This window comes from Dactylosporangium sp. NPDC049140 (assembly GCF_040648435.1).
The window spans coordinates 24,115-45,940 of sequence record NZ_JBEZDS010000046.1; the positions used below are offsets into that span (position 1 = coordinate 24,115).

19 protein-coding genes are annotated in these 21,826 nt (G+C 72.9%); 4 read left to right on the forward strand and 15 right to left on the reverse strand.

Going from position 1 to position 21,826, the window contains the following annotated elements; genetic code table 11:
* Nucleotide 1: 1 nt before the first annotated feature.
* Nucleotides 2-1,321, reverse strand: a complete 1,320-nt coding sequence (locus tag AB0B76_RS45630) for a sugar ABC transporter substrate-binding protein (RefSeq protein ID WP_360388208.1) — start codon at nucleotides 1,319-1,321, stop codon at nucleotides 2-4.
* 147 nt (nucleotides 1,322-1,468) lie between these two features.
* Complete coding sequence (locus AB0B76_RS45635; RefSeq protein ID WP_360388211.1) at nucleotides 1,469-2,434, reverse strand: LacI family DNA-binding transcriptional regulator; 966 nt, start codon at nucleotides 2,432-2,434, stop codon at nucleotides 1,469-1,471.
* 82 nt (nucleotides 2,435-2,516) lie between these two features.
* On the opposite strand from AB0B76_RS45635, the gene AB0B76_RS45640 reads away from it, so the two are divergent.
* Nucleotides 2,517-4,934, forward strand: a complete 2,418-nt coding sequence (locus AB0B76_RS45640) for a GH116 family glycosyl-hydrolase (RefSeq protein ID WP_360388214.1) — start codon at nucleotides 2,517-2,519, stop codon at nucleotides 4,932-4,934.
* Here AB0B76_RS45640 and AB0B76_RS45645 read toward each other — a convergent pair.
* Together AB0B76_RS45645 and AB0B76_RS45650 are read right to left on the reverse strand one after the other, a co-directional pair.
* On the reverse strand, nucleotides 4,832-5,725 hold the full coding sequence (locus AB0B76_RS45645) for an SRPBCC domain-containing protein (protein ID WP_360388217.1): 894 nt from the start codon (nucleotides 5,723-5,725) through the stop codon (nucleotides 4,832-4,834). The two genes, AB0B76_RS45640 and AB0B76_RS45645, sit on opposite strands and share 103 nt — an antisense overlap.
* The gene (locus tag AB0B76_RS45650; protein WP_360388219.1) at nucleotides 5,715-6,065 is read right to left on the reverse strand and encodes a metalloregulator ArsR/SmtB family transcription factor; all 351 of its coding nucleotides are present in this window, start codon (nucleotides 6,063-6,065) and stop codon (nucleotides 5,715-5,717) included. Before AB0B76_RS45650 ends, AB0B76_RS45645 begins: the two co-directional genes overlap by 11 nt.
* A 78-nt stretch (nucleotides 6,066-6,143) precedes the next feature.
* Between AB0B76_RS45650 and AB0B76_RS45655 the strand changes: the two genes are divergently transcribed.
* The gene (locus tag AB0B76_RS45655) at nucleotides 6,144-7,016 is read left to right on the forward strand and encodes a hypothetical protein (RefSeq protein ID WP_360388222.1); all 873 of its coding nucleotides are present in this window, start codon (nucleotides 6,144-6,146) and stop codon (nucleotides 7,014-7,016) included.
* Here the strand turns inward: AB0B76_RS45655 and AB0B76_RS45660 are convergent.
* Nucleotides 7,007-7,603 carry a TetR/AcrR family transcriptional regulator gene (locus tag AB0B76_RS45660; protein ID WP_360388225.1) on the reverse strand — a complete coding sequence of 199 codons (597 nt, stop codon included), beginning with the start codon at nucleotides 7,601-7,603 and terminating at the stop codon, nucleotides 7,007-7,009. The genes AB0B76_RS45655 and AB0B76_RS45660 overlap by 10 nt on opposite strands.
* Before the next feature lie 59 nt (nucleotides 7,604-7,662).
* Here AB0B76_RS45660 and AB0B76_RS45665 point away from each other — a divergent pair, with 59 nt between their 5' ends.
* The gene (locus AB0B76_RS45665) at nucleotides 7,663-8,859 is read left to right on the forward strand and encodes an FAD-dependent monooxygenase (RefSeq protein WP_360388228.1); all 1,197 of its coding nucleotides are present in this window, start codon (nucleotides 7,663-7,665) and stop codon (nucleotides 8,857-8,859) included.
* Here AB0B76_RS45665 and AB0B76_RS45670 read toward each other — a convergent pair.
* From AB0B76_RS45670 to AB0B76_RS45695, 6 genes are all read right to left on the reverse strand, one after another.
* Nucleotides 8,826-9,053, reverse strand: a complete 228-nt coding sequence (locus AB0B76_RS45670; protein WP_360388231.1) for a hypothetical protein — start codon at nucleotides 9,051-9,053, stop codon at nucleotides 8,826-8,828. The two genes, AB0B76_RS45665 and AB0B76_RS45670, sit on opposite strands and share 34 nt — an antisense overlap.
* 182 nt (nucleotides 9,054-9,235) lie before the next feature.
* The gene (locus AB0B76_RS45675; protein WP_360388233.1) at nucleotides 9,236-9,670 is read right to left on the reverse strand and encodes a hypothetical protein; all 435 of its coding nucleotides are present in this window, start codon (nucleotides 9,668-9,670) and stop codon (nucleotides 9,236-9,238) included.
* Complete coding sequence (locus AB0B76_RS45680; protein ID WP_360388236.1) at nucleotides 9,667-10,041, reverse strand: hypothetical protein; 375 nt, start codon at nucleotides 10,039-10,041, stop codon at nucleotides 9,667-9,669. The genes AB0B76_RS45675 and AB0B76_RS45680 overlap by 4 nt, the downstream gene beginning before the upstream one ends.
* Before the next feature lie 231 nt (nucleotides 10,042-10,272).
* Complete coding sequence (locus tag AB0B76_RS45685) at nucleotides 10,273-10,722, reverse strand: plastocyanin/azurin family copper-binding protein (protein ID WP_360388238.1); 450 nt, start codon at nucleotides 10,720-10,722, stop codon at nucleotides 10,273-10,275.
* A gap of 83 nt (nucleotides 10,723-10,805) precedes the next feature.
* Complete coding sequence (locus tag AB0B76_RS45690; protein WP_360388241.1) at nucleotides 10,806-11,474, reverse strand: Rieske (2Fe-2S) protein; 669 nt, start codon at nucleotides 11,472-11,474, stop codon at nucleotides 10,806-10,808.
* Nucleotides 11,471-12,040 carry an RNA polymerase sigma factor gene (locus tag AB0B76_RS45695; RefSeq protein ID WP_360388244.1) on the reverse strand — a complete coding sequence of 190 codons (570 nt, stop codon included), beginning with the start codon at nucleotides 12,038-12,040 and terminating at the stop codon, nucleotides 11,471-11,473. Before AB0B76_RS45695 ends, AB0B76_RS45690 begins: the two co-directional genes overlap by 4 nt.
* Nucleotides 12,041-12,186: 146 nt before the next feature.
* Here AB0B76_RS45695 and AB0B76_RS45700 point away from each other — a divergent pair, with 146 nt between their 5' ends.
* Nucleotides 12,187-13,794: a family 10 glycosylhydrolase gene (locus AB0B76_RS45700; protein ID WP_360388247.1), complete on the forward strand. Its 1,608-nt coding sequence runs from the start codon at nucleotides 12,187-12,189 to the stop codon at nucleotides 13,792-13,794.
* Between the two features lie 247 nt (nucleotides 13,795-14,041).
* On the opposite strand, the gene AB0B76_RS45705 is transcribed toward AB0B76_RS45700, so the two are convergent.
* The 4 genes from AB0B76_RS45705 to glgX all read right to left on the reverse strand — a co-directional run bounded on the left by AB0B76_RS45705 (nucleotide 14,042) and on the right by glgX (nucleotide 21,616).
* A complete protein-coding gene (locus AB0B76_RS45705) occupies nucleotides 14,042-15,529 on the reverse strand; it encodes a carbohydrate-binding protein (RefSeq protein WP_360388249.1) in 1,488 nt (495 codons plus the stop codon).
* Nucleotides 15,530-15,605: 76 nt separating this feature from the next.
* Entirely contained in the window at nucleotides 15,606-17,306 is a 1,701-nt protein-coding gene (gene treZ, locus AB0B76_RS45710; RefSeq protein ID WP_360388252.1) for a malto-oligosyltrehalose trehalohydrolase, read from the reverse strand.
* A 9-nt stretch (nucleotides 17,307-17,315) separates the two neighbouring features.
* A complete protein-coding gene (treY, locus tag AB0B76_RS45715) occupies nucleotides 17,316-19,514 on the reverse strand; it encodes a malto-oligosyltrehalose synthase (RefSeq protein WP_360388255.1) in 2,199 nt (732 codons plus the stop codon).
* Nucleotides 19,511-21,616 (reverse strand): glycogen debranching protein GlgX, encoded by a 2,106-nt coding sequence (gene glgX / locus AB0B76_RS45720; RefSeq protein ID WP_360388257.1) that lies wholly within the window; start codon nucleotides 21,614-21,616, stop codon nucleotides 19,511-19,513. The genes treY and glgX overlap by 4 nt, the downstream gene beginning before the upstream one ends.
* Nucleotides 21,617-21,826: the final 210 nt, after the last annotated feature.

The following is a 21,826-nucleotide window of genomic DNA, read 5'->3' on the forward strand; positions in this document are numbered from 1 at the left end:
TTCAGCAGGTGACGATGCTGCTCAGTTCGCCCTGCATGTTCTTGAGGCCGTCGGCGACGCTCGTCTCGCCGGCGAAGATGAGCTGCAGGTGGCGCAGGACGGTCGACTCGAAGGCGCTGTACTTGGCCGGCGCCGGGTAGGGCACGAGCGTCGGGTACTTGTCGATGCTGTCGTAGTAGAGGTCGGAGTTCGCGGGCGGCACGCCGACCTTGGAGATGGTCTGGGCGAGCGAGCGCCGCGACGGGATCGAGTCGCCGGGCTTGTCGGGGGTGCCGACGTACTGCTTCTCGATCTCCTCGCTGACCGTGAACTTCTGGTACTCCCAGGCGAGGTCGGGGTTCTTGGACGACTTCAGGATCGGGTACCCGGCGCCGCCGAAGACCGTCTTGTAGGTGTCGCCCTTGGGGTACAGCTGGATGTCGAACGCCTTGAACCCGGCGGGCAGGAAGGTCGCGATCGGCCAGCGACCCGCGCCGAACATGGCGACCTGGCCGTTCTGGAAGCGGGTGAAGACGTCGCTCATGGGCATCGGCGCCGGGGCGACGTTGGTCTTGATGAGGTTCTCCAGGAACGAGACCGCCTTGTTGACCTGGGGCGTGTCGGCGGTCGGCTTGCACACGTCGTCACTGGTCAGGTTGCCGCCGGCGTTGGCGACCCAGGGCATGATGCCGGGGAAGATCTCGTTGCTGGCCCAGGTGAAGCCGTACCGGTCCGGCTTGCCGTCGCCGTTGGTGTCCGCGGTGAGCTTCTTCGCCGTCGCCTCGAAGTCGGCCCACGTCCAGTCGGCCTTCGGCGGCGCGACGCCGGCCTGCTTGAACACGTCGGTGTTGTAGTAGACGACCATGTCGTTCCAGCCGTACGTCAGCGTGACGACGTCGCCCTTGACCGTGAAGCCGTCGATGAGGCCCTTGGCGATGTCGCCGGTGAGGGTCTTCGCGTCGGCGTCCTTGTCCAGGTACTTGTTGATCGGCAGCACCAGGTTGTTCGCGTGCACGAACTGGGCGCCCTCGCCGGAGATGACCATGACGTCCGGGCGCTTGCCGGAGGCGATGAGCGTGGCCACGTTCGCGTAGTAGGTGCCCCAGTTCTCGCCGGTGACGGGGGTGAGCGTCACCTTGGTGCCGGCGTGGGCGGCCATGAAGGCGTCGGCCGTGGCCTTGTTGCCGGACTCGGCGGCGGGGCCGTAGTTCCAGTAGACGATGTCGAGCGACTTGTCGCCGCCGGAGGAGCCGGAGTCGTCGTTCGAGCAGCCCGCCAAGGGTGATACCGCGAGCGCGGCGGTCGCGCAGAGCAGCGCGAGCTTGCGTAACGGGGTGTTCATGAGCCTGCGTCCCTCTCGGATTGAGGCGGTTGGGAGGCGGTGCGGTGGGCACAGTGAAGTCCAAGAAATCGATTTCGTCAAGGACTCCTCAAGACGCGGCTCATGTCGGCCCTGATCAGGGAACTTTTCGGCTGGTATCGATTGCAGCTACGGGGCCAGCTCGGCCCGCAGGACGATCGTGCGGGGCGGCTGGGGGTCGCCGCCGATGCGCTCCAGCAGCATCGTGGCGGCGGTGGTGCCCAGGTGCCGGGCGGGCAGGCGGACCTGCACCACGGCGGGTGGGGTCAGGAACATGAACGGCAGCTCGCCGACGACCGCGAGGCCGAACGTGGCCGGGTCGACGCCGTCCTCGACGATCGCCTGCAGCGCCCCGACGCCCATGAGGTTGTTCGTGGTCAGTACCGCGTCGGGCGGCTCCGGCAGCGCGAGGAGCCGGCGCATCGCCGCGTGCCCGCCGTCCGCGCGGAAGTTCGCGTGCTGCAGGAAACCGTCGGCCACCGGGGCCCGCCGCGCGGTCATGACCTGCCGCCAGCCCAGGAACCGGTCCTCGGTCGCCTCGATGCCGACCGGGCCGGCGATGCAGGCGATGCGGCGGTACCCCGCGTCGAACAGCGCCGTCGCGGCGGCGATGCCGGCCGCCCGGTTGTCGACCTTCACCGCGTCGACCGGGTAGGGCGTGGTGCGGTCGACGGCCACGACCGGCCGGCCGAGCGAGGCGATCGCGCCGAGGTCGGCCTCGTCGGAGGCGGGGGCCAGGATCACCCCGGCCATCTGCTCGGACGCGGCGATCTGCAGGTAGCGCAGCTCCTTGCCCGGGTCGTCGTCGGTGTTGCACAGCACCACCGAGAAGCCCGAGGCCTGGGCCCGGTCCTCCACGCCGCGGGCGAGCGCGGTGAAGAACGGGTTCTCGATGTCGGGGATGAGCAGGGCGACCACCTCGGAGCTCTGCTTGCGCAGGCGGCGGGCGGTCTTGTTCGGGGTGAAGGCCAGCTTGGCGGCGGCGTCGCGCACGGCCCGCTGCTTCTCGGCCGAGACGGTGTTGCCGTTGAAGACGCGCGACACGGTCGCGGGCGAGACCCCCGCCAGCGCCGCTACCTCGTAGATCGTGGCCATGGAGCCACACTTTAGGGCCTCTTGACATGCCGGGGGCCAGGATCTACCTTCCGTGAAATCGATTTCATCTACGGAGGTGGCTGTGCGGTTCACCGGAGACGCCCGGCGCGCGGTGGCGTTCCCGCTCGGCGGGCTCGGCACCGGGCACGTCGCGCTGTGCGGCGACGGCGCGCTGCGCCAGTGGCAGCTCAACGGGCCGCCCAACCACGCGGGCCTGCTGCCCGACTCCTTCTTCGCGGTGCGGGTCTCGTCGCTGGAGCCGCCGGACGACGTCGTGCGGCTGCTGCGGGCCGCGCCCATCGGCCCGCACCCGAGCCCCGCCGCGAACGTCTCCGACGCCGACGTGCCCGACGCGGGCGAGGCCTGGCGCTGGCCGTTCGTGGCCGGCACGACGTTCGAGGCGGCGTACCCGTTCGCGAACGTCACCTACGACGACCCCGGGCTGCCCGTCGCGATCCGGCTCGAGGCGCACACGCCCTTCGTGCCGCTCGACGCGGATGCGAGCGCGCTGCCGATCGTGCGGTACCGCTTCACGGTCCGCAACGACAGCGCCGGGTTCCGGCACGGCTTCCTGCTCGGCGCGCTGCAGAACGCGGCCGGCTGGGACGGCGTGACGCCGATCCGCGGCACCCGCGGCGCCGGCTACGGCGGCAACGTGAACCGGCTCCTGCGCCGGCCCGGCCAGTCCGGCGTGCTCATGGACCATCCGGGCCTGGCCGAGGACGACCCGGCCGCCGGCGAGCTGCTGTTGTGGACCGACGCGCCCGCCGCCGTCCTGCCCCGCGCCCACGACGCCGACGCCCTGCTGCGGTTCGTGGAGACAGTCCGGCTCGCCGCCCCGACCCAGCTCGGCGACTACTCGGACGCGGCGCTGCGCTCGGCGCTCGGCCCGGGCGCGTCGCCGATGCGGGCGCCGAGCGGGCCGAGCCCGGCCGGGCACACCTGGGACGCCGGCGTCGCGGCCGCGTTCGCCCTGGCCCCGGGGGAGTCCACCACCATCGACATCGTCCACGCGTGGTGGTTCCCGAACCGGTACGCCGACTTCGACCGCTTCGGCCCCCAGCACCACTACGGCCCGAGCCGCTTCTGGGTCGGCAACCACTACGCGACCCGGTTCGGCGGCGCCCTCGACGTGCTCGACGCCTACCTGGCCGGCCGCGACCGGCTCGACGCCGCGTCGCGCGCGTGGGCCGACGCGGTGGCGGGCAGCGACCTGCCGGAGCCGCTGCGGGAGACGATCGCGGCCCAGCCGGCCCTGGTGCGCTCGCCGAGCGTGTTCCGCACCGCGGACGGGCGCACGTACGCGTTCGAGGGCGCCCTGGGCGCCTCGACCCGCAACTGGAACGGCGACGCGGGCGGCTCGTGCCCGCTCAACTGCAACCACGTGCTGAACTACGAGCAGGCCCTGGCCCGGCTGTTCCCGTCCGTGGGGCGGGACATGCGCGAGACGGAGTTCGCGGTGCAGGCCGCGGACGGTTCGATCCCGCACCGGGTCGTCCTGCCGCTGTACCTGCCGCAGCTGCACGGGGTGCCGATCGGCGGGCCGGAGCGGCCGGCGCTGGACGGCATGCTGGGCGCGGTGCTGAAGACGTACCGCAGCGTCCTGGACGGTGCCGGCGTCGAGTGGCTGTCGTCGCACTGGGCTTCGCTGGTCTCCCTCATGTCCTACGTCTCGGACACGTGGGACGTCGCCGGCGACGGGGTGCTGCGCGGCGACCAGCCGGTCACGTACGACATCTCGCTGCACGAGCCGAACATGTACGTCGGCGCGCTGTGGCTGGCGGCGCTGCGGGCCATGCGGGAGATGGCGGGCCGGCTGGGTGTGGCGGCCGCCTACGACTTCGAGCGGGCCTCGGAGGCGTACGACCGGCTGCTGTGGAACGGCGAGTTCTACGACTTCGGCGGCGGCTGCCTCGCCGACCAGCTGCTCGGGCAGTGGTGGGCGCACGAGCTCGGGCTCGGCCACCTCCTGCCGGCCGGGCGGGTCCGGGCGGCACTGCGTTCGATCGTGCGGTACAACCTCCGCACGCACTTCGAGCCGCACGGATACCGTTCGTTCGCCGACGGCGACGAGACCGGCCTGGTGGTGTGCAGCTGGCCGCACGGGGGGCGCCCGGCCGTCCCGCTGCGCTACTGCGACGAGGTGTGGACCGGCGTGGAGTACCAGGTCGCCGCCCACTGCTTCCACGAGGGCCTCGACGAGGAGGGGCTGGCGATCGTCCGCGGCGTGCGGGCCCGCTACGACGGCACGCGCCGCAACCCGTTCAACGAGGTCGAGTGCGGCGACCACTACGTGCGGGCGATGGCCGGCTGGTCGCTGCTGACCGCGTGGAGCGGGGTCCGCCACGACGCGACGGCCGGGACGCACACCAGCGGCGCGCGCCCCGGCCGGTACCCCTACGTCGCCGGCTCGTCCTGGGGCACGCTCACGGTCGCCGCGGACGGCGGGATCTCCTGCAGCATCCACGAGTTGCCGTCGGGGTCGGCGAACCCGGCGTAGAGGATCCCGCCCATGTCCATCACCTCGCCGGCCTCGACGCCCCGCTTGAGCAGCGCCTCGCGGACCTGGCGGACGTCGTCGACGACGAGGTGCAGGCCCTGCACGGCGCCCGGCGCCTGCCGCAGGCCGGGCAGGCCCGTGGAGAGCAGGATCGAGCAGGCCGAACCGGGCGGGGTCAGCTGCACGATCCGCGCACCGTCCCCGGGCTGGATGTCGTGGTCGACGTGGAAGCCCAGCTTGCCGGCGTAGAAGGCCAGGGCCGCGCCGACGTCGGCCACGGGGACCGGGACCAGCTCCAGGCGCATGGTGAACTGCCCGGCGAGGTAGGCCTCGAGGTTGGCGAAGCTCGCCTCCATGCCCTCGCGCATCCCGCTGTGCAGCGCGTTGTCCCGCGCCTCGGCCGACGGGTACGCGATGTGCGTGGTGATCCGGGTCCGGCCGCCGAGGTCGGTGAACGTGAGCGTGTTGCGGGTGGTGGCCCAGCCGCCGCTCCACGCCTCGGTGCTCACGAGCCGCCCGGGCCGCTCGATCTCCTCGAACGTGCCCGAGATCGTCAGCTCCTCGCCGGCCCCGGTGCGCCAGACGTACCGGAACGGCCCGCCCGGCCGCAGGTCGATCTCGCACACGGGCATGGTCCAGCCGGGCGGGCCGAGCATCCAGTGCGGCAGGTGCCGCGGGCTGGTGTACACGTCGAAGACCAGCTCGGGCGGGGCCGCCACGACGCGGGTGACGCGCACGCCCAGGTCGCCGTCGAGCTCGAAACCGGTCACGCCGAGGGTGTCAGTGCTCATCGTCGGGCTCCTTGATGTCGTCTTGCAGAAACTGCAGGTAGGCGTCCAGGCGCGAGTAGCTCTCGTCCCAGAACCGCCGGTACTCCTCGGTGAACGCGGCGACCTCCTTCAGGGGCCCGGCCTCCAGCCGGCAGGGCCGCCACTGCGCCTCCCGCCCGCGCGAGATCAGCCCCGCCTGCTCCAGCACCCGCAGGTGCTTGGAGATCGCGGGCCCGCTCATCGTGAACGGCGCCGACAGCTCCTTCACGGTCGCCTCGCCGGCGCTGAGCCGGGCCAGAATCGCCCGCCGCGTCGGGTCGGCGAGCGCCGCGAAGGTCATACTCAGCCGATCAGTGCTCATCCTGTACCTAACCAAGTGGTTATCTAACCTCTTGGTTACTCAAGCAGGTCAGCCACCCTTCGTCAAGAGGAGTCGCTCGTGCGGATCGACGCCGCCCGCCCCATGGCCGCCTGGGTCGCGGTGCTGCCGACCCCGGACGGGCCGCTGCTGGCGCCGTGCGGGCCGCTCTTCGACGCGCGCACGAAGGCGCTGCGGGGCAACTGGGCGGCGGTGGTGCGGGCGGCGGCGTCGCTGCCGGGCGGGCGGACCGTGCTGCTGGCCGCCGGGGTCGCCGGGCCGCGCCGGTTCGACCTCGGCGCCGGTTCCGAACTGCCGCCGGTCGACGACCCGGCCGAGGTGGCGGACGTGGCGGTGGCCCCGCTGCCGGACGGGCGGGTGGTGCTCGCCGGGGCCGGGCCGGGGGGCGTGCACCGCTGGGACGCGGCGACGGGGGAGCGCCTGGGCCGCCGCCCGCTCGTGGGGCCGGCCCTGCGCGCGGTGACCGCCGCCCTGCGCCCCGGTGGCGTGACCCTGATCGCGTGCGACGACACCGCGCTGTACCGCTGGGACGCCGCGACCGGCGAGCCGCTGCGGCCGCCGCAGCAGACGGCCGCCGAGTCCCTGGGCGGCCTGGCCCTGGCCCCGACCGGCCGCGAGATGCTGGTCGGCGGCGACTGGGACGGTGCGGTACACCGCTGGGACCCCCACACGGGCGAGGAGCTCGGCGCCGCGATCCCGGTGCCGGCGCCGGCCCGCCTGGCCGGCTGCTTCGCGGGGCGCCTCGACCGCCCGTGCGCCCTGCTGCTCGCGGCCGACGCCCGCTACGACACCGCGGTCGCCGTCGACCTCGAGCGCGGCGAGCGCATCCCGATCCCGGCCGGGACGCGGGCGGTCTTCGCGCTCGACGGCGAGACCCTGGCGGTACTGGTCCACCCGGGCGGCCAGCTGACGATCGAGCCCCTCTACGGCTGACGGCGCAGGCCGTCCAGGGTCGTGGCCGTCGCCTGCTCCCACACGCGGCGGGCGGTGTCCTCGTCGCCCAGGACCCCGCGCAGTTCCAGGGTCGCCAGGCCGTGCACGAGGGCCAGCAGGTGCCGGCCGACGGTGAACTCGTCGCGGCCCGGGAACAGGCCCAGGGCGAGGCACCGGCGGATCGTGCCCAGGACGCGGTCGAAGCTCGCGTACACCAGCCGGAACACGGGATCGCCGGGGTCGGCGCCCGCGTGGACCTGGGCCATGAACAGGTCGTAGAGCTGCGGCTTCTCCCGTGCCGCGGCCCGGAACCCGGCGACGAGCAGCGGCAGCTCGGCGAGCGGGTCGGCCCGCTCGGGCACGGCCGCGTGGTGGCGGCGCATGGTCTCGGCGACGTCGAGGGAGAGCGCGCGCAGCAGGCCGTCCTTGTCGCCGAAGAGGCTGTACACGGCCCGGGTCGTGGTCCCGACCGCGTCCGCGACCCGCCGCACCGACACGCCGGCCGGCCCCTCGGCGTGCACGAGCTCACCCGCGGCGGCCAGCAGCGCCGCCCGCGTGTCCGCGCCGTGTTCCCGGGGTCGTCCCATCGCTTGCCAGCATATCGTGACGCTGTTACGTTACGGTGTATCAAAATCGGGAGGAGCCGATGGTGTACGACGTGATCGTGGTCGGCACGCGCCCGGCCGGGGCGGCCACGGCGCTGCTGCTGGCCCGCGCGGGACTGCGGGTCCTGGCGGTCGACCGGGCCCGGTTCCCCAGCGACACGCTCTCCACGCACCAGATCCAGCCGCCGGGGGTTGCCCTGCTGCGCCGGTGGGGCCTGCTCGAAGCGCTGCTTGCCGCCGGTACACCCATGATCCGAACGGCCCGTTTCGACCATCCGGCCGCCGTGCTGGACGGCGCCTACCCGGGCCCGGACGGCGTGCTGAGCCCGCGCCGCACGCTGCTGGACGCGCTCCTCGTCGACGCGGCCCGGTCCGCGGGCGCCGAGGTCTGGGGGGGCTTCGCCGTCACCGATCTGCTGTGGACGGACGGCCGCGTGACCGGCGTCGAGGGCGCCTTCAGGCGCGGCGCCCCGGCCTCGGCCCAGGCGGTGGTCGTGGTCGGCGCCGACGGCAAGCGCTCGACGGTCGCCCGGCGGGCCGGCGCCCGCTCGTATCGGGCGCGCCCGTCGACCTCGGGCGCCTGCTACGCGTACGTGGAGGGCCTGGAGCTGGCGGGCGGCGAGGTGTACCCGCGCGCGGACCGGCTCGCCTCCGTCTGGCCGACGAACGACAACCTCGCCGTCGCCTTCCTCTCGGTACCGCGGGCCCGGTTCGACGACGTGCGCGGTCGCGGGTTCCGGGCCGGCTTCGGCGAACGCCTCGCGGGGGCCCGCCTGGCCGGGCCCGTCCGGGCGACGATGGACCTGCCGAACGGGTACCGGGTGCCGTTCGGCCCGGGCTGGGCGCTGGCCGGGGACGCCGGCCTCGTCATGGACCCGATCACCGGCCAGGGCATAGGCAACGCCCTGCGCGACGCCGACGCGCTGGCGGCCGCACTCGTGTCGGGCCTCGGCGGCGAGCGCCCGCTGCGCGCGGCCCTGGCGGCCTACCAGCGCCGCCGGGACCGGCAGCGGCGCGCGATGTACCGCATCACGACCTCGATGGCGGCGTTCGGGCCGGACCGGGTCGGGCGGTGGCTGTACCCGGCCCTGGCCCGCGACCCGGCCGGCGTGACCTGTTTCCTGGGCGTGCTGGCGGGGCTGACGCCGCCGAACCGGCTGTGGCCGGCCGCACTGCGCGGCCTGCGGCTCACCGTGCCACGAGCTCAGCCGCTGAACACGGCCGAGGAGCGGTTCTGAGCCGGCCGCGTGTCTGCACGGCGTCGCCGCGCAAGGCGGTAGAGCGGGGTGAGCGCCAGGCCGGCCGCGAACGCCCAGCCATGGTGGTCCCCGGCCCCGATCAGCACGGCCGCGGCGAGCACCGAGACCCCGATCAGCGCGAGGTCGGCCCCGCCGCGGCCAGCGGCCTCGCGCGGACTGGTAGAGCCACGCACCGGCCACGATGACCACCACGGCCGTGATCAGGTTCGTGCGGCTGACCAGGGTGATCGCGGCCAGGAAGTAGCCGACGAACATCAGGGAGACCGACGGGGCCCGCTCGCCCAGCACGACGGCCATCGCGAACAGCGTCACCGAAGACCCAGGTCAGATCAACCACGGCCGCCCGGGCCGGGGGTCAGCGGGGCCGGGCCGCCCGCACCGCGGCGACCGCGTAGGCGAGCAGGACCACGGCCTCGGCGACCACGCTGAGCGCGGCCTGCGGGGCGGGCTGCCAGCCGCGTTCCACGAAGCCGAACACCCCGACGGTACGGGACAGCACGAAACCGGCCAGGGCGCCGCCGGCGAGCGCGACGCCGGCCGGCAGCAGCCACGGCGGCTCGCGCAGCCAGGCGCCGGCCAGCAGCAGCAACGTCAGCGCGGCGCTGCCGCCCGCCTGGAGCAGGAACATCGGCCCGATCCAGGCAATGTGTTCGTACCCGTGGATGTACCGCTCCGCGTGCACGTAGCCGCTGGCCGCGAGGGCGAGCACGACCGGGAGCCGCAGCGGCAGGGCGAGCCGGGGCACGGCGGCGGCCGTGAGCCGGGACCCGAGCGCGACGGGCCCGGTCATGCCAGGCTCCGGTCCCGCAGCGCGAGCTGCTGCCGGCCGCGCACGTAGCCGACCTCGCGGATGCCCAGCGCCGCGCGCAGTCTGCCGGCCGGCAGCGTCACCGGCGCGGGCGCCGGCCCGTCGCCCGGGTGGGGCAGCGGGTAGGCGGTGGTGGTCGCGCTGTGGAACGTCACGTTTCCCTCCGTCTTGGTGAACAGCTGGTGCACGTGCCCGTTGAGGCAGGTCACCGAGGCGAACCGGCGCAGCAGGGCGAGCACCTGGGCCGCGTCGTCGGTGCCCCAGCCCCAGGCCGGGTACATCGCGAACAGCGGGATGTGGCTGAAGACCACGATCGGTGTGTCGCTGGACAGGCCGGCCACGTCCTGGCGCACGAAGGAACGACGCCTCCACGGCGGTGTTGGCCGGGCCGGTGAAGCCCAGGTGGCTGTCGCTGATCTGGACGAATCGCAGCGCGGTCGGATCGGCGGCGGCGGCCGGCGCGTCACCGCCGACGTGGCTGATCACCTCGCCGCCGCTGACGGTGAGCACGACCGCCGCGCCGAACCAGGCCGTGTGGCGCAGCAACTGCCGCCGGCTCATGCCCTGCGGGTCCCCGCCGGCGGTCATGCCGTCACCGTCACGGTCGCGGTCATGAACGGGTGGATGCTGCACAGGTACTCATAACGGCCGGGCGCGGTGAACGTGAACGTGTCGCCGGCCTTCAGCGTCCCGGAGCGGAACCCGCCGCCGGGCGCGCCCGGCTGGGTGACCACCGTGTGCGGATCCTGGTCGTGGTTGGTCCAGGTGACGGCGGTGCCGACCGGCACGGTCGCGTTCGCCGGCGCGAACGCGAAGCTCTTGATGTCGATCGCGTTGGCGCCGGCCGGTGCGTCCTGGCCCGCCGTGGCCGACGCGCTCATGCCCGGCATCCCCGGCATCGGCGTCGCGGCCCCCGTCGTCGGCGGCGCCGGGTCGCTCCCCGGTTGCCCACCGCCCGTCCCGCCACCGCAGCCGGCGAGCGCGAGCGACGCGGCCGCCGCCATCGCGACCGACACGTACCTGGGGTGTCTCACGTGGTACCTCCGTCCGGTTCGGACCCACGCTCGGGTCCCTCACCGGGAGATAGCGGCGCGGGTTACACCCGGCGGCCGGACCGCTACGCCGGAGCGAGCACCTGCACCGCCCCGTCGACCTCCCGGACCACCAGCCGGGGCAGCGGGGCGGGCGCCTTCCTGAGCTGGTGGCGCACCAGCGTGCCGTCGAGGTCGAAGGCGGCGTTGTGGCACGGGCAGGCCAGCTCCCGCCGCGGCTGGTCGAGCGCCAGGCGGCAGCCGAGGTGGGTGCAGACGCCGGAGACCGCGGAGAGCCGGCCGCCCGTGCGACGGACGAAGCCGTTGACGGCGCCCAGGTCGAACGGCTTGACCGCGCCGTCGGGCAGCTCGGCGCTGGTGGCCACGGTGCGCCAGGTGCCCGCGTTCGGGCGTAGCTCCGGCGACGGCCCGGGGCGCTGGGAGAGCTCGTTCTGCACGGTGGCCCCGACGGCCGCGCCGGCCGCCGCGGTGGCCGCCGCCGCGGAGGTCCACAGCACCAGCCGGCGGCGGGTCGGCCGCGGCGCCGGCGCCGGCGCGTCGTCCAGCTCGGCGGCGAGGCGCCGGCGCAGCCCGGTGACGAACTCCTCGCTCGGCATCCCGCTGCCCGGCCGGGCAGCGCGCAGCGTGATCGCCGCGCGCAGCATCCCGGCGTCCTCCTCGTCGGCGCGGAAGGCGGTGGGCCGCTTCCCGGCCAGCAGGGCGTTGATGTACCGCCGCAGTCGCCGGGTGCTCATCTCGTCGTCCTCTCGTTGGCCGCCGCCTGCCGCAGCGCCCGGAACTGCAGCACCTTCGCGTTGGCGACGCTGATCCCCATCCGCGCGGCCGCCTCCTTGATCGGGCACGCCTCAAGGAACCGCAGCTCGAGAATGCGACGGTACCGATCCGGCAGCCCGGCGAGAATCCGGTCCGCCCGGGCCGTCGCCTCGTGGTTCTCCGGGGCGGCCGCCAGCAGGTCGGCCACCTGCTCCGGGTCCAGCTCGGTGATCTCCCGGCCCAGGGTACGCATCCAGTGCCGGGCGAGCACGGTGCGCGCGGTGGCCAGCAGGTACGCCCGCACCTCGCCGACGCTCGCCGAGGTGCGCAGCGGGCCGAGCGCCGCCAGGAACACCTCGGTCGTCAGGTCCTCGGCGTCCGGGCGGTTGCCGACCTTCGCGAACATCATCAGGTACACCCGGTGCACGTTGTCCCGGTAGATGGCCTCCCAGTCGGGGTACCGGTCGTCGGTGACCAGCCGCAGCCGCGGCGCCGGCGGGTCCGCCGACCGCCGGCGCCGGATCCAGGACGCTCGTCCCTCTGCCACTGCCGCACCACCCAGCTTCCGGCACACATCGTCGGATACGGATAGCGGTCCGGGTTACACCGGGCCGAGCTGTTGAAAGTTGCCAACCATCGGGGTTCAATAGGCGAAATATTTCGTCATCGACCCGTGTGGATGAAGGTGGCGCCATGTCCGTCCGTGCACCCCGCCTGCTCGCCGCGGCGGCCGCCCTTGCGCTCCTGGCGGTCGTGCCGCTCGCCCCGGCAGCGCCGGCCGCCGCGGCGGCGGTCACCGGCTGCCCGGCCGATCCGGCCACGCCCAAGCACCAGATGCGCGCGATGTGGATCGCGAGCGTGGTCAACATCGACTGGCCCAGCGCGCCCGGCAAGAGCCAGGCCGAGCTGCAGGCCGAGTACGACGGCTGGCTGACGCTGGCCCGGTCGCTCAACTACAACGCGGTGATCGTGCAGGTCCGGCCGCATGCTGACGCGTTCTGGCCCTCGCCCTACGAGCCGTGGTCGCAGTATCTCACCGGCGTCGCCGGCCAGGACCCGGGCTGGGACCCCCTCGAGTATCTGGTCCGCCGCGCCCACGAGGAGAACCTCGAGTTCCACGCCTGGTTCAACCCGTACCGGGCCAGCATGCCGGCGCCGGGCGGGGCCGGGACCGACGTGGCGAAGCTGCCGGAGAACAGCCCGCTGCGCGTGCACCCCGAGTGGGCGGTGCCGTATCCGGTGAACAACGCCGCCGGGCGGCTGTACCTCAACCCCGGCATACCCGAGGCCCGGCACTGGGTGGAGACGGCCGTCATGGACGCGGTCACGAAGTACGACATCGACGGCGTGCACTTCGACGACTACTTCTACCCGTACCCGGCCGCCGGGCAGGACTTCGGCGACGACGCGACCTTCGCGCAGTACGGCGGCGGCTTCGCGGGCAAGGCCGACTGGCGCCGCCACAACATCGACCTGCTCGTGCAGGAGATGGACGCCCGCGTCCACGCGGCCAAGCCCTGGGTGAAGTTCGGCGTCAGCCCCTTCGGCATCTGGCGCAACCAGGCGGCCGACCCGCTGGGCTCCGACACCAACGGCACGCAGTCCTACGACGCCAACTACGCCGACACCCGCAAGTGGGTGAAGGAGGGCTGGATCGACTACATCGTGCCCCAGGTGTACTGGAACATCGGCTTCACCGTCGCGGACTACGCCAAGCTCGTGCCGTGGTGGGCCGACGTCGTCGCCGGGACCGATGTGCAGCTCTACATCGGCCAGGCCGACTACAAGGTCGCGGCGGCCGGGCAGCCCGCGGCCTGGTTCGACCCGCGGGAGCTGTCGCAGCACCTCACGTTCAACCGGGACTACCCGCAGGTGCTCGGCGACGTGCACTTCAGCGCCGTGCAGGTGCGGGCGGACCGGCTCGGCGCCGAGACGATCCTCGCCGCCGAGCACCACAGCCGCCCGGCGTTCCCGCCGTCGTGGGGCCCGGCCAAGCCGTTGCTCTTCCCCGTCATCACCGCGGCCCGCCGTACCGCCGCCGGAAACGCACTGCGCTGGCGCCCGACCGCGAGCGGCACCGGCCCGTTCGGCGCGGTGGCGTCCTACGGCGTCTACCGCTTCGACGGTGTCACCGCGCCCGCGGCCTGTGACCTGGCCGACGCCGCCCACCTGGTGGCCACGGTCCGCGGGACCGAGTGGACCGACGCGGCGGCCGAGCCCGGCCACCACTACACCTACGTGGTGACCGCGCTGGACCGCTTGTGGCACGAGAGCCCGGCCGGCCCGCCGCGCTGGGTATGACGCCGTCAGCCGCCGGAGCGGCCGGAGAGCAGATCTCACCGGCCGGCCGACGGCTGGACATCAAGGCCTGGGCGGCAGGACGAACGCTCCGGCGCGGTGGGTGCACCCCGACGCCCGGAGCGGCCCGAACCTGTGAGGTGCGGTCGGCCGCCGGAACGACATGGAGCTGGCCGGGCTCTCGACCGCGATCACGAGCGGTGACCCGAGGGGCCGGTGCCGTGGCACCGGCCCCCAGGGCAATGCGATCTCAGCCCGTGAAGGTGGCCGTGATCTGGGTGAACTGCCAGTTGTTCTGGGCGATGCCGGAGCAGTTGGACACGACGCCGCCGCCGGGGCAGGGGCGGTCCCGGTTCACCGACCAGAAGGCCAGGCGGGCCAGGTGGTTGTTCTGCGCGTAGTCGCGGATCTGCTGCCACTGCGCGGGCGAGGTGTTCTCCTGCTGGTCGGACAGGCCGTTCATGCCGGAGATGCCCATGTGCCGGTAGGCGGTGGCGTCGTCCCAGCCGAAGGCGGGCTTGAGCATGTTCTTGAGGCCCTCGGAGGCCGAAACCGTGCTCTGGTACATGTTGGCGCCGCCGCCGAAGTCGAACGGCATGATCGTGAAGATGTCGATGCCGGCGCCGGTCGAGGCGGCGCGGCTGATGAGCTGCTGCGCGTAGTAGCCGGGGCCCGTGGTCGCCGTGCCGAAGGTGACGATGACCTTCAGCGAGGGGTTGTTCTGCTTGACGATCTTCAGGGCGTCGACGATGCGGTTGCGGACCGTGTCGTTCTCGAACTCGTCGGTGTTCTCGATGTCGATGTCGATCGCCTTCAGGCCGTAGGCGTTGATCACGGTCTGGTAGGCGCCGGCCAGGGCCTGCGGGGTGGAGCAGTTCGGGCCGAGCTTGTTGCCCTGCCAGCCGCCGAACGACGGGATCACGTCGCCGCCGCCCGCCCGGATCTGGCTGATCGCGGTCGCGTCGGCGCTGCCGCTGAGCGGGCGGCTGCCGTCCCAGGCGGGGGCGCAGCCGCCGCTGGAGAGGACGAACGCCATCGTGAACCACTTGATGCCGGTGGCCGACTGGACCGTCTGCGGGTTCGGCGGGTCGCCCCAGCCCTCGTAGAGGTAGGGCGCCGCGCCCATGGCGCCGGACGGGGGCGGGGTGGTGCCGCCGGTCGTGGTGCCGGTGGCGCTGTTCGACGCCCCCGACTCACCCTGGGCGTTGTACGCCTTCACCGTGTACGTGTGCGTCGTGCCGGCGGTCAGGCCGGTGACCGTCGTGCTCGTGGCGGTGACCGTGGCGCGCACGGTCGAGCCCTCGTACACCCGGTAGCCGGTCACGGTGCCGGTGGAGGCGTTCCACGCGAGCGCGATGCTGGTGTTGGCGGTGCTGGTGACCCGCAGGTTGCCCGGCGCGGACGGCACTCCGGACGGGGTGGTCGGCGGGGGCGTGGTCGGGCCGCCGCCACCGGTGCAGGTGCCGAGGTCCTTCCACAGGGCCGGCGTGCTGGACGGCGTCCAGCCGGCGCCCGGGTAGGCGGTGTGCGTCTGCAGGGCCTGGTACGTGTGGCCCTGGTAGGTGACCTGGGTGCCGACCGTGTAGGTGTTGCCCTCGGCCCAGGTCGGGGCGGTGCAGGCGGCCTGGATGGCGGTCGTGGCGGCCTGGGCGTTGAGCATGGGCACGAGGATCATGCCCGTCACGATGGTCAGCGCCGCGCCCGCTGCCAGGGCCAATGTGCGACGACGAGATCTCATGGGACTCCTCACCATCGATGGATCGATGGTGAGGAAGGCTATCAGTTAACATTATTAATTGTAAGAGTCGACAACCTTAAAGGATCGCGGCCGACTCCCCGGGCAGGGTCAGCAGGCCGGACTGCAGCAGCACGGCGTCGTCGGTCGCGAACAGGACGCACTCCGAGCGCAGCGGGACCGTCCGGGGGTCAGCGGTCAGGTTCGCCACCACGGTGTGCTCGCCGCGGCGGATGAGCAGGACCCCGTCGTCGTGGACCACGTGGACGCGGTCCAGGCGCGGGTCGGCCAGGCCGGGCAGCTTCTTGCGCAGCGCGATCAGCCGGCGGTACACCCCCAGCATCTCCTGGTCGAGGCCCGCCCAGTCGAGGTGGGAGCGCGCGAACGTGCCGGGGTCCTGCGGGTCGGGCACGTCGCCGGGCGGCCAGCCGTGCGCGGCGAACTCCTCGCGGCGGCCCTTGGCCACGGCCGCGGCCAGGTCCGGCTCCGGGTGGCTGGTGAAGAACTGCCACGGGGTGCGGGCCGCGAACTCCTCGCCCATGAACAGCATGGGGGTGAACGGCGAGGTCAGCAGCAGCGTGGCGCCGACGCGCAGCAGCCCGGGGGAGAGGGTCGCGGTGAGCCGGTCCCCGGTCGCCCGGTTACCCACCTGGTCGTGGTTCTGCAGACAGACCACGAAGCGGTACCCCGGGATGCGCTCCCGGTCCACCGCCCGCCCGTGCACCCGCCGGCGGAACGAGGACCAGGTGCCGGCGTGGAAGAACGCCGACTCCCACACCGTCCGGAAGCACTCGGGGCTGCCGAAGTCGCCGTAGTACCCCTGCCGCTCCCCGGTCAGCAGGGCGTGCAGCGAGTGGTGGACGTCGTCGTCCCACTGGGCGTGCAGCCCGTAGCCGCCGCCCTCCCGCGCGGTGATCAGGCGGGGGTCGTTGAGGTCGGACTCGGCGATGAGCGTCAGCGGGCGGCCGAGCTCGGCCGACAGGGCGTCGACCTCGGCCGCGAGCTCCTCCAGCAGGTGGGTGGCGCCGCGGTCGACGAGCGCGTGCACGGCGTCGAGGCGCAGCCCGTCGGCGTGGTAGTCGCGCAGCCACTGCACGGCGCTGTCGATGATGAACCGGCGGACCTCGCCGCTGTCGGCCTCGTCGAGGTTGAGCGAGCGGCCCCACGTGTTCGCGCCCGCGGACAGGTACGGGCCGAACTGCGGGGTGTACGCCCCGGACGGGCCGAAGTGGTTGTAGACGGCGTCGACGAGCACGCCGATCCCGGCCCGGTGGGCGGCGTCGACGAACCGCTTGAGCCCGTCGGGCCCGCCGTAGCTCTCCTGCACCGCATGCCAGCCGACGCCGTCGTACCCCCAGTTGTGCTCGCCGTTGAAGGCGTTCACCGGCAGCAACTCGACCAGGTCGATGCCCAGCTCCTTGAGGTACGGCAGCCGCTCGATCGCCCCGTCGAAGGTCCCCGACGGCGTGAACGTGCCCACGTGCAGCTCGTAGATGACGCTCCCGGCCAGCTGCCGGCCGGTCCAGGCGCCGTCGCCCCAGTCGAACCGGCCGTGGTCGTAGACGCGGCTGCGCTCGTGCACCCCGCCGGGCTGCCGGCGCGAGCGCGGGTCGGGCAGTACCCGCTCGTCGTCGTCGAGCGCGAAGCCGTAGTCGGTGCCGTCGCCGGCGGAAGGGTCCTGCGCCGTCCACCACTGGCCGTCGGCGGTCATCGATATGGCGGCGGTACCGCTGTGCAGGATGACGCGGCGCGCGGACGGCGCCCAGACGCGGAACTCCATGGCAGTCGTTCAGTCCTTCACCAGCAGCGCGACGGGGTAGGAGGCCAGCAGGCCGGCCAGGGCCGGGGAGGTGGCCCGGCGCCCGGTGAGGGCGTCGGTCCACTCGCCGGCCGGCAGCTCGAGCGCGGTGTCGTCCCAGCCGCCGGCGGCCTCGAGGCCGACCGGGAGCCGGGTGGCGACGCTCAGCGCCCCGCCCCGGTCGAACGCGACGACGTGCCCGGCCGCGGCGCCGGTGGCGGCGACCGGCCGGTAGCCGGTGAACAGCCCGGGCCGGTCGCGGCGCAGCCGCAGCGCGCGGCTGACGACGAGCAGCTTGGCCGCGCCGGAGACGTCGACCGGCGGCAGCGGGTGCCCGCCGGCCGCGGCGGCGTCGAGCGCGGCGAGCAGGTCGAGGCGCTCGGCGAAGTCGACCGGGCGGCGGTTGTCGGGGTCGACGAGGGAGTTCTCCCACAGTTCGGTGCCCTGGTACACGTCCGGGACGCCCGGCATCGTCAGCTGGACGAGCTTCTGGCCCAGCGCGTTGCTCCAGCCGTACGGGGTGATCCGGGACGCGAAGTCGTGCACCGAGTCGCGCAGGTCGCCCTCGGCGAGGACCCGGGCCAGGCTCGCCCCGACCGCGGCCTCGAAGGCCTCGTCCGGCTCGTCCCACGAGGTCGAGCGGTTCGCCTCGCGGGCGGCCTTCGTGAAGTACAGCCGCAGCCGCTCCTCCTCGATCGGCCAGGCGCCCACGATGGTCTGCCAGAAGAGGGCCTCGAACGACGGGTCGTCGAACGTCACGGCCCCGCGCCACGACCCGACGGCGGCGGCCCACTCGCCGGGCACCTCGCTGAGGACCGCGATGCGGGCCCGCACGTCCTCGCCGCGCTTGGTGTCGTGCGTCGACAGGGTGGTCATGGTGTCCGGCCACTCGCGGAGCCGGCGCTGCTGGGCCGCGTGGAACTCCGCGGGCCCGACGCCGGCGCGGCTCGGGTCGCCGCCGACCTCGTTGAGGGCGACGAGGCGGTTCCAGCGGTACATCGCCGTGTCCTCGACGCCCTTGGCCATCACGGCCCCGGTGAGCTGCTGGAACCGCTGGGCCAGCTCGTCGTCCGGGTCGTGCAGCCGGGGGATGCGGATGTTCGTGCGCTGCTCGGCGGCTTCGAGGTGCTCGACGCCGTACGGCAGGTATGTCCGGTAAACCGCGAAGTTTGCGGCGAGTTCCGACAGATCCGCTTTGTCGCCGCCGAGGCGGGCGAGGCGGTTGAGCTCGGCGCCGAACAGCCGCCTGGTCACGTCCCGCTTCTGCGCGAGGGCCTCGTCGGCCCAGGAGGAGTCCGGCTCGTCGGAAAACCCGGGATCGATGAACAGGCCGCCCACCTCGGCCAGGGCCTCGTAGCCCGTGGTGCCGTCGACCGGCCAGGGCGGCAGCGGCTCGCCCCGCTCCAGGATCTTCTCGACCAGCAGCCAGGTGTCCGGCGCGTGCTCGCGCAGGCGGGTCAGGTACCCGCCCGGGTCGCGCAGGCCGTCGGGGTGGTCGACGCGGATGCCGTCGGCGAGCCCCTCGCGGACCCAGCGCAGGATCTCCGTGTGCGTGGCCGCGAACACGGCCGGGTCCTCGACCCGCAGCCCGGCCAGCTCGGTGACGGCGAAGAACCGGCGGTAGTTGAGCCGCTCGTTGCCTTCCCGCCAGTACACGAGCCGGTAGTGCTGCCGCTCGTGCACCTCCTGCGGGGTGCCGTCGCCGGTGCCCGCGGCGATCGGGAAGCGGTGCTCGTAGTACCGCAGCTCGCCTTCCTCGACCTTCAGGTCGTCCAGCGACGGCGACCCGAGCACGGGCACGACGAGCGGCCCGGCGTCCCAGTCGATGTCGAACCAGTCCGCGTACTCGCTGCCGCGCCCCTTGGCCAGCACGTCCCACCACATCGGGTTGGCCGCCGGCTGGAACAGGCCCATGTGGTTGGGCACGATGTCGACCACGAGGCCGAGACCGTGCGCGCGCAGGGCCGCGACCAGCCGGTCGAGGGCCGCGGCCCCGCCGAGCTCGGGGTTCACGACACGGGGGTCGACGACGTCGTACCCGTGCGGCGAGCCCGGCGTCGCGGCCAGCAGCGGTGCCGAGTAGAAGTGGCTCACGCCGATCGCGCGGAGGTACCCGGCGAGCCCGGCCGCCGCGTCCAGCCCGAAGTCCGGGCGCACCTGAACCCGGTAGGTCCCCGTGGGCGTGCTCATACCGTGCGGTCCAGTACGACGAGCGAGCGGTCCGGGACCGTGATCGTGCCGCCGGCGGTGTAGCCGACCCCGTCGCGGGCCGGGCCCGTCGCCGTCGCGATCACCAGCTCCCACTCCTTGCCGTACTCCTGCGGCGGTACGACGAACTCGAGCGGTTCGTAGTGCGCGTTGAAGCACAGCAGGAACGAGTCGTCGACGTGGCGCTCCCCGTGCGAGCCGCGCTCGGTGATGCTCTCGCCGTTGACGAAGAGCATCAGCGCCTTGCCGAAGTGGTTGTCCCAGTCCTCCTCGGACATCGCCCGCCCGTCGGTGGCGAACCAGGCGACGTCCGCGATCGGGGTGCCCTCGGTGCGGGCGATCGGCCGGCCGGTGAAGAAGCGCCGGCGGCGGAACACCCGGTGCCGCTCGCGGAACAGCGCCAGGCCGCGCGTGAACGCCAGCAGCTGCTCGTCGACGTCGTTCCAGTCGATCCAGCTGATCTCGTTGTCCTGGCAGTACGCGTTGTTGTTGCCGCCCTGGCTGCGCCCGAGCTCGTCGCCCGCGCAGATCATCGGCACGCCCTGCGACAGCATGAGCGTGGTGAGGAAGTTGCGCCGCTGCTTGGCCCGCAGCGAGTTGATCGCCGGGTCGTCGCTGGGCCCCTCGGTGCCGCAGTTCCACGAGCGGTTGTGGCTCTCGCCGTCGCGGTTGTCCTCGGTGTTGGCCGCATTGTGCTTGTCGTTGTACGAGACGAGGTCGTTGAGCGTGAAGCCGTCGTGGCAGGTGACGAAGTTGATGCTGGCGAAGGGCCGCCGCCCGTCGTCCTGGTACAGGTCGGCCGAGCCGGTGATCCGCGAGGCGAACTCGCCGAGCGTCGCGGGCTCGCCGCGCCAGAAGTCGCGCACGGTGTCGCGGAAGCGGCCGTTCCACTCCGTCCACAGCGGCGGGAAGTTGCCGACCTGGTAGCCGCCCGGCCCGACGTCCCACGGCTCGGCGATCAGCTTCACCTGGTTGACCACCGGGTCCTGCTGCACGACCTCGAAGAAGGTCGACAGGCGGTCGACGTCGTAGAACTCGCGGGCCAGGGTCGAGGCGAGGTCGAAGCGGAACCCGTCGACGCGCATCTCGGTCACCCAGTACCGCAGCGAGTCCATGATGAGCTGCAGAGTGTGCGGGTTGCGCACGTTGAGGCTGTTACCGGTACCCGTGTAGTCGGTGTAGTACCGGTTGTCCTCGTCCTCGAGCTTGTAGTAATGCCCGTTGTCCAGGCCCTTGAACGACAGCGTCGGCCCGAGATGGTTGCCCTCGGCGGTGTGGTTGTAGACCACGTCGAGGATGACCTCGATGCCGGCCGCGTGCAGCGCCTTGACCATCCCGCGGAACTCCTGCACCTGCTGGCCGCGGTGCCGCCGGGCGTAGCCGTGGTACGGGGCGAAGAACCCGATCGTGTTGTAGCCCCAGTAGTTCGACAGCCCCAGCTCGACCAGGCGCTGGTCGTGCACGAAGTGGTGCACCGGCAACAGCTCCAGCGCGGTGATACCCAGCCGCTTGAGGTGCTCGATGATGGCCGGGTGGCCGATGCCGGCGTACGTGCCGCGCAGCTCGTCGGGCACGTCCGGGTGGCGCATCGTCAGGCCGCGCACGTGGGCCTCGTAGACCACGGTGTGGTGGTACGGCACCCGCGGGGCGGAGTCGTTGCCCCAGTCGAAGTACGGGTTCACCACGACCGCCTTGGGCATGAACGGCGCCGAGTCGGTCTCCGACATCGACTCCGGGTCGTTGAAGTCGTACCCGTACACCGCCGGGTCCCACGCGATGTCGCCGTCGATCGCCTTCGCGTACGGGTCCAGCAGCAGCTTGTTCGCGTTGCAGCGCAGCCCCCGGGCCGGGTCGTACGGCCCGTCGACCCGGAAGCCGTAGCGCTGCCCCGGTTCCACCCCCGGCAGGTAGGCGTGCCACACGAACGCGTCGACCTCGACCAGCTTGATGCGCTCCTCGGCGTTGCGATCGTCGAAGAGGCACAGCTCGACGGACCGGGCCACCTCGCTGAATATGGCGAAGTTCGTGCCCTGCCCGTCGTAGGTCGCGCCCAACGGGTACCGGTTGCCCGGCCAGACCTGCATACTCGCTCCTGGTCTATTGCTCGGCACCGCCGTTCAACGGCGCCCTCGTTGCCACAACGTTACGTGCGTCGAAAGTTCACGCACGGGTACGCGCGAAGCTGGCTGCCATATGCCCCGCGGGCCCAATAATGAATCGTGCTCGGCGACACGTCGGATTTCCGACACGGTCGCGGGATGAATCTCCGGCAAATTCAGCCGTGGCGTGCGTTT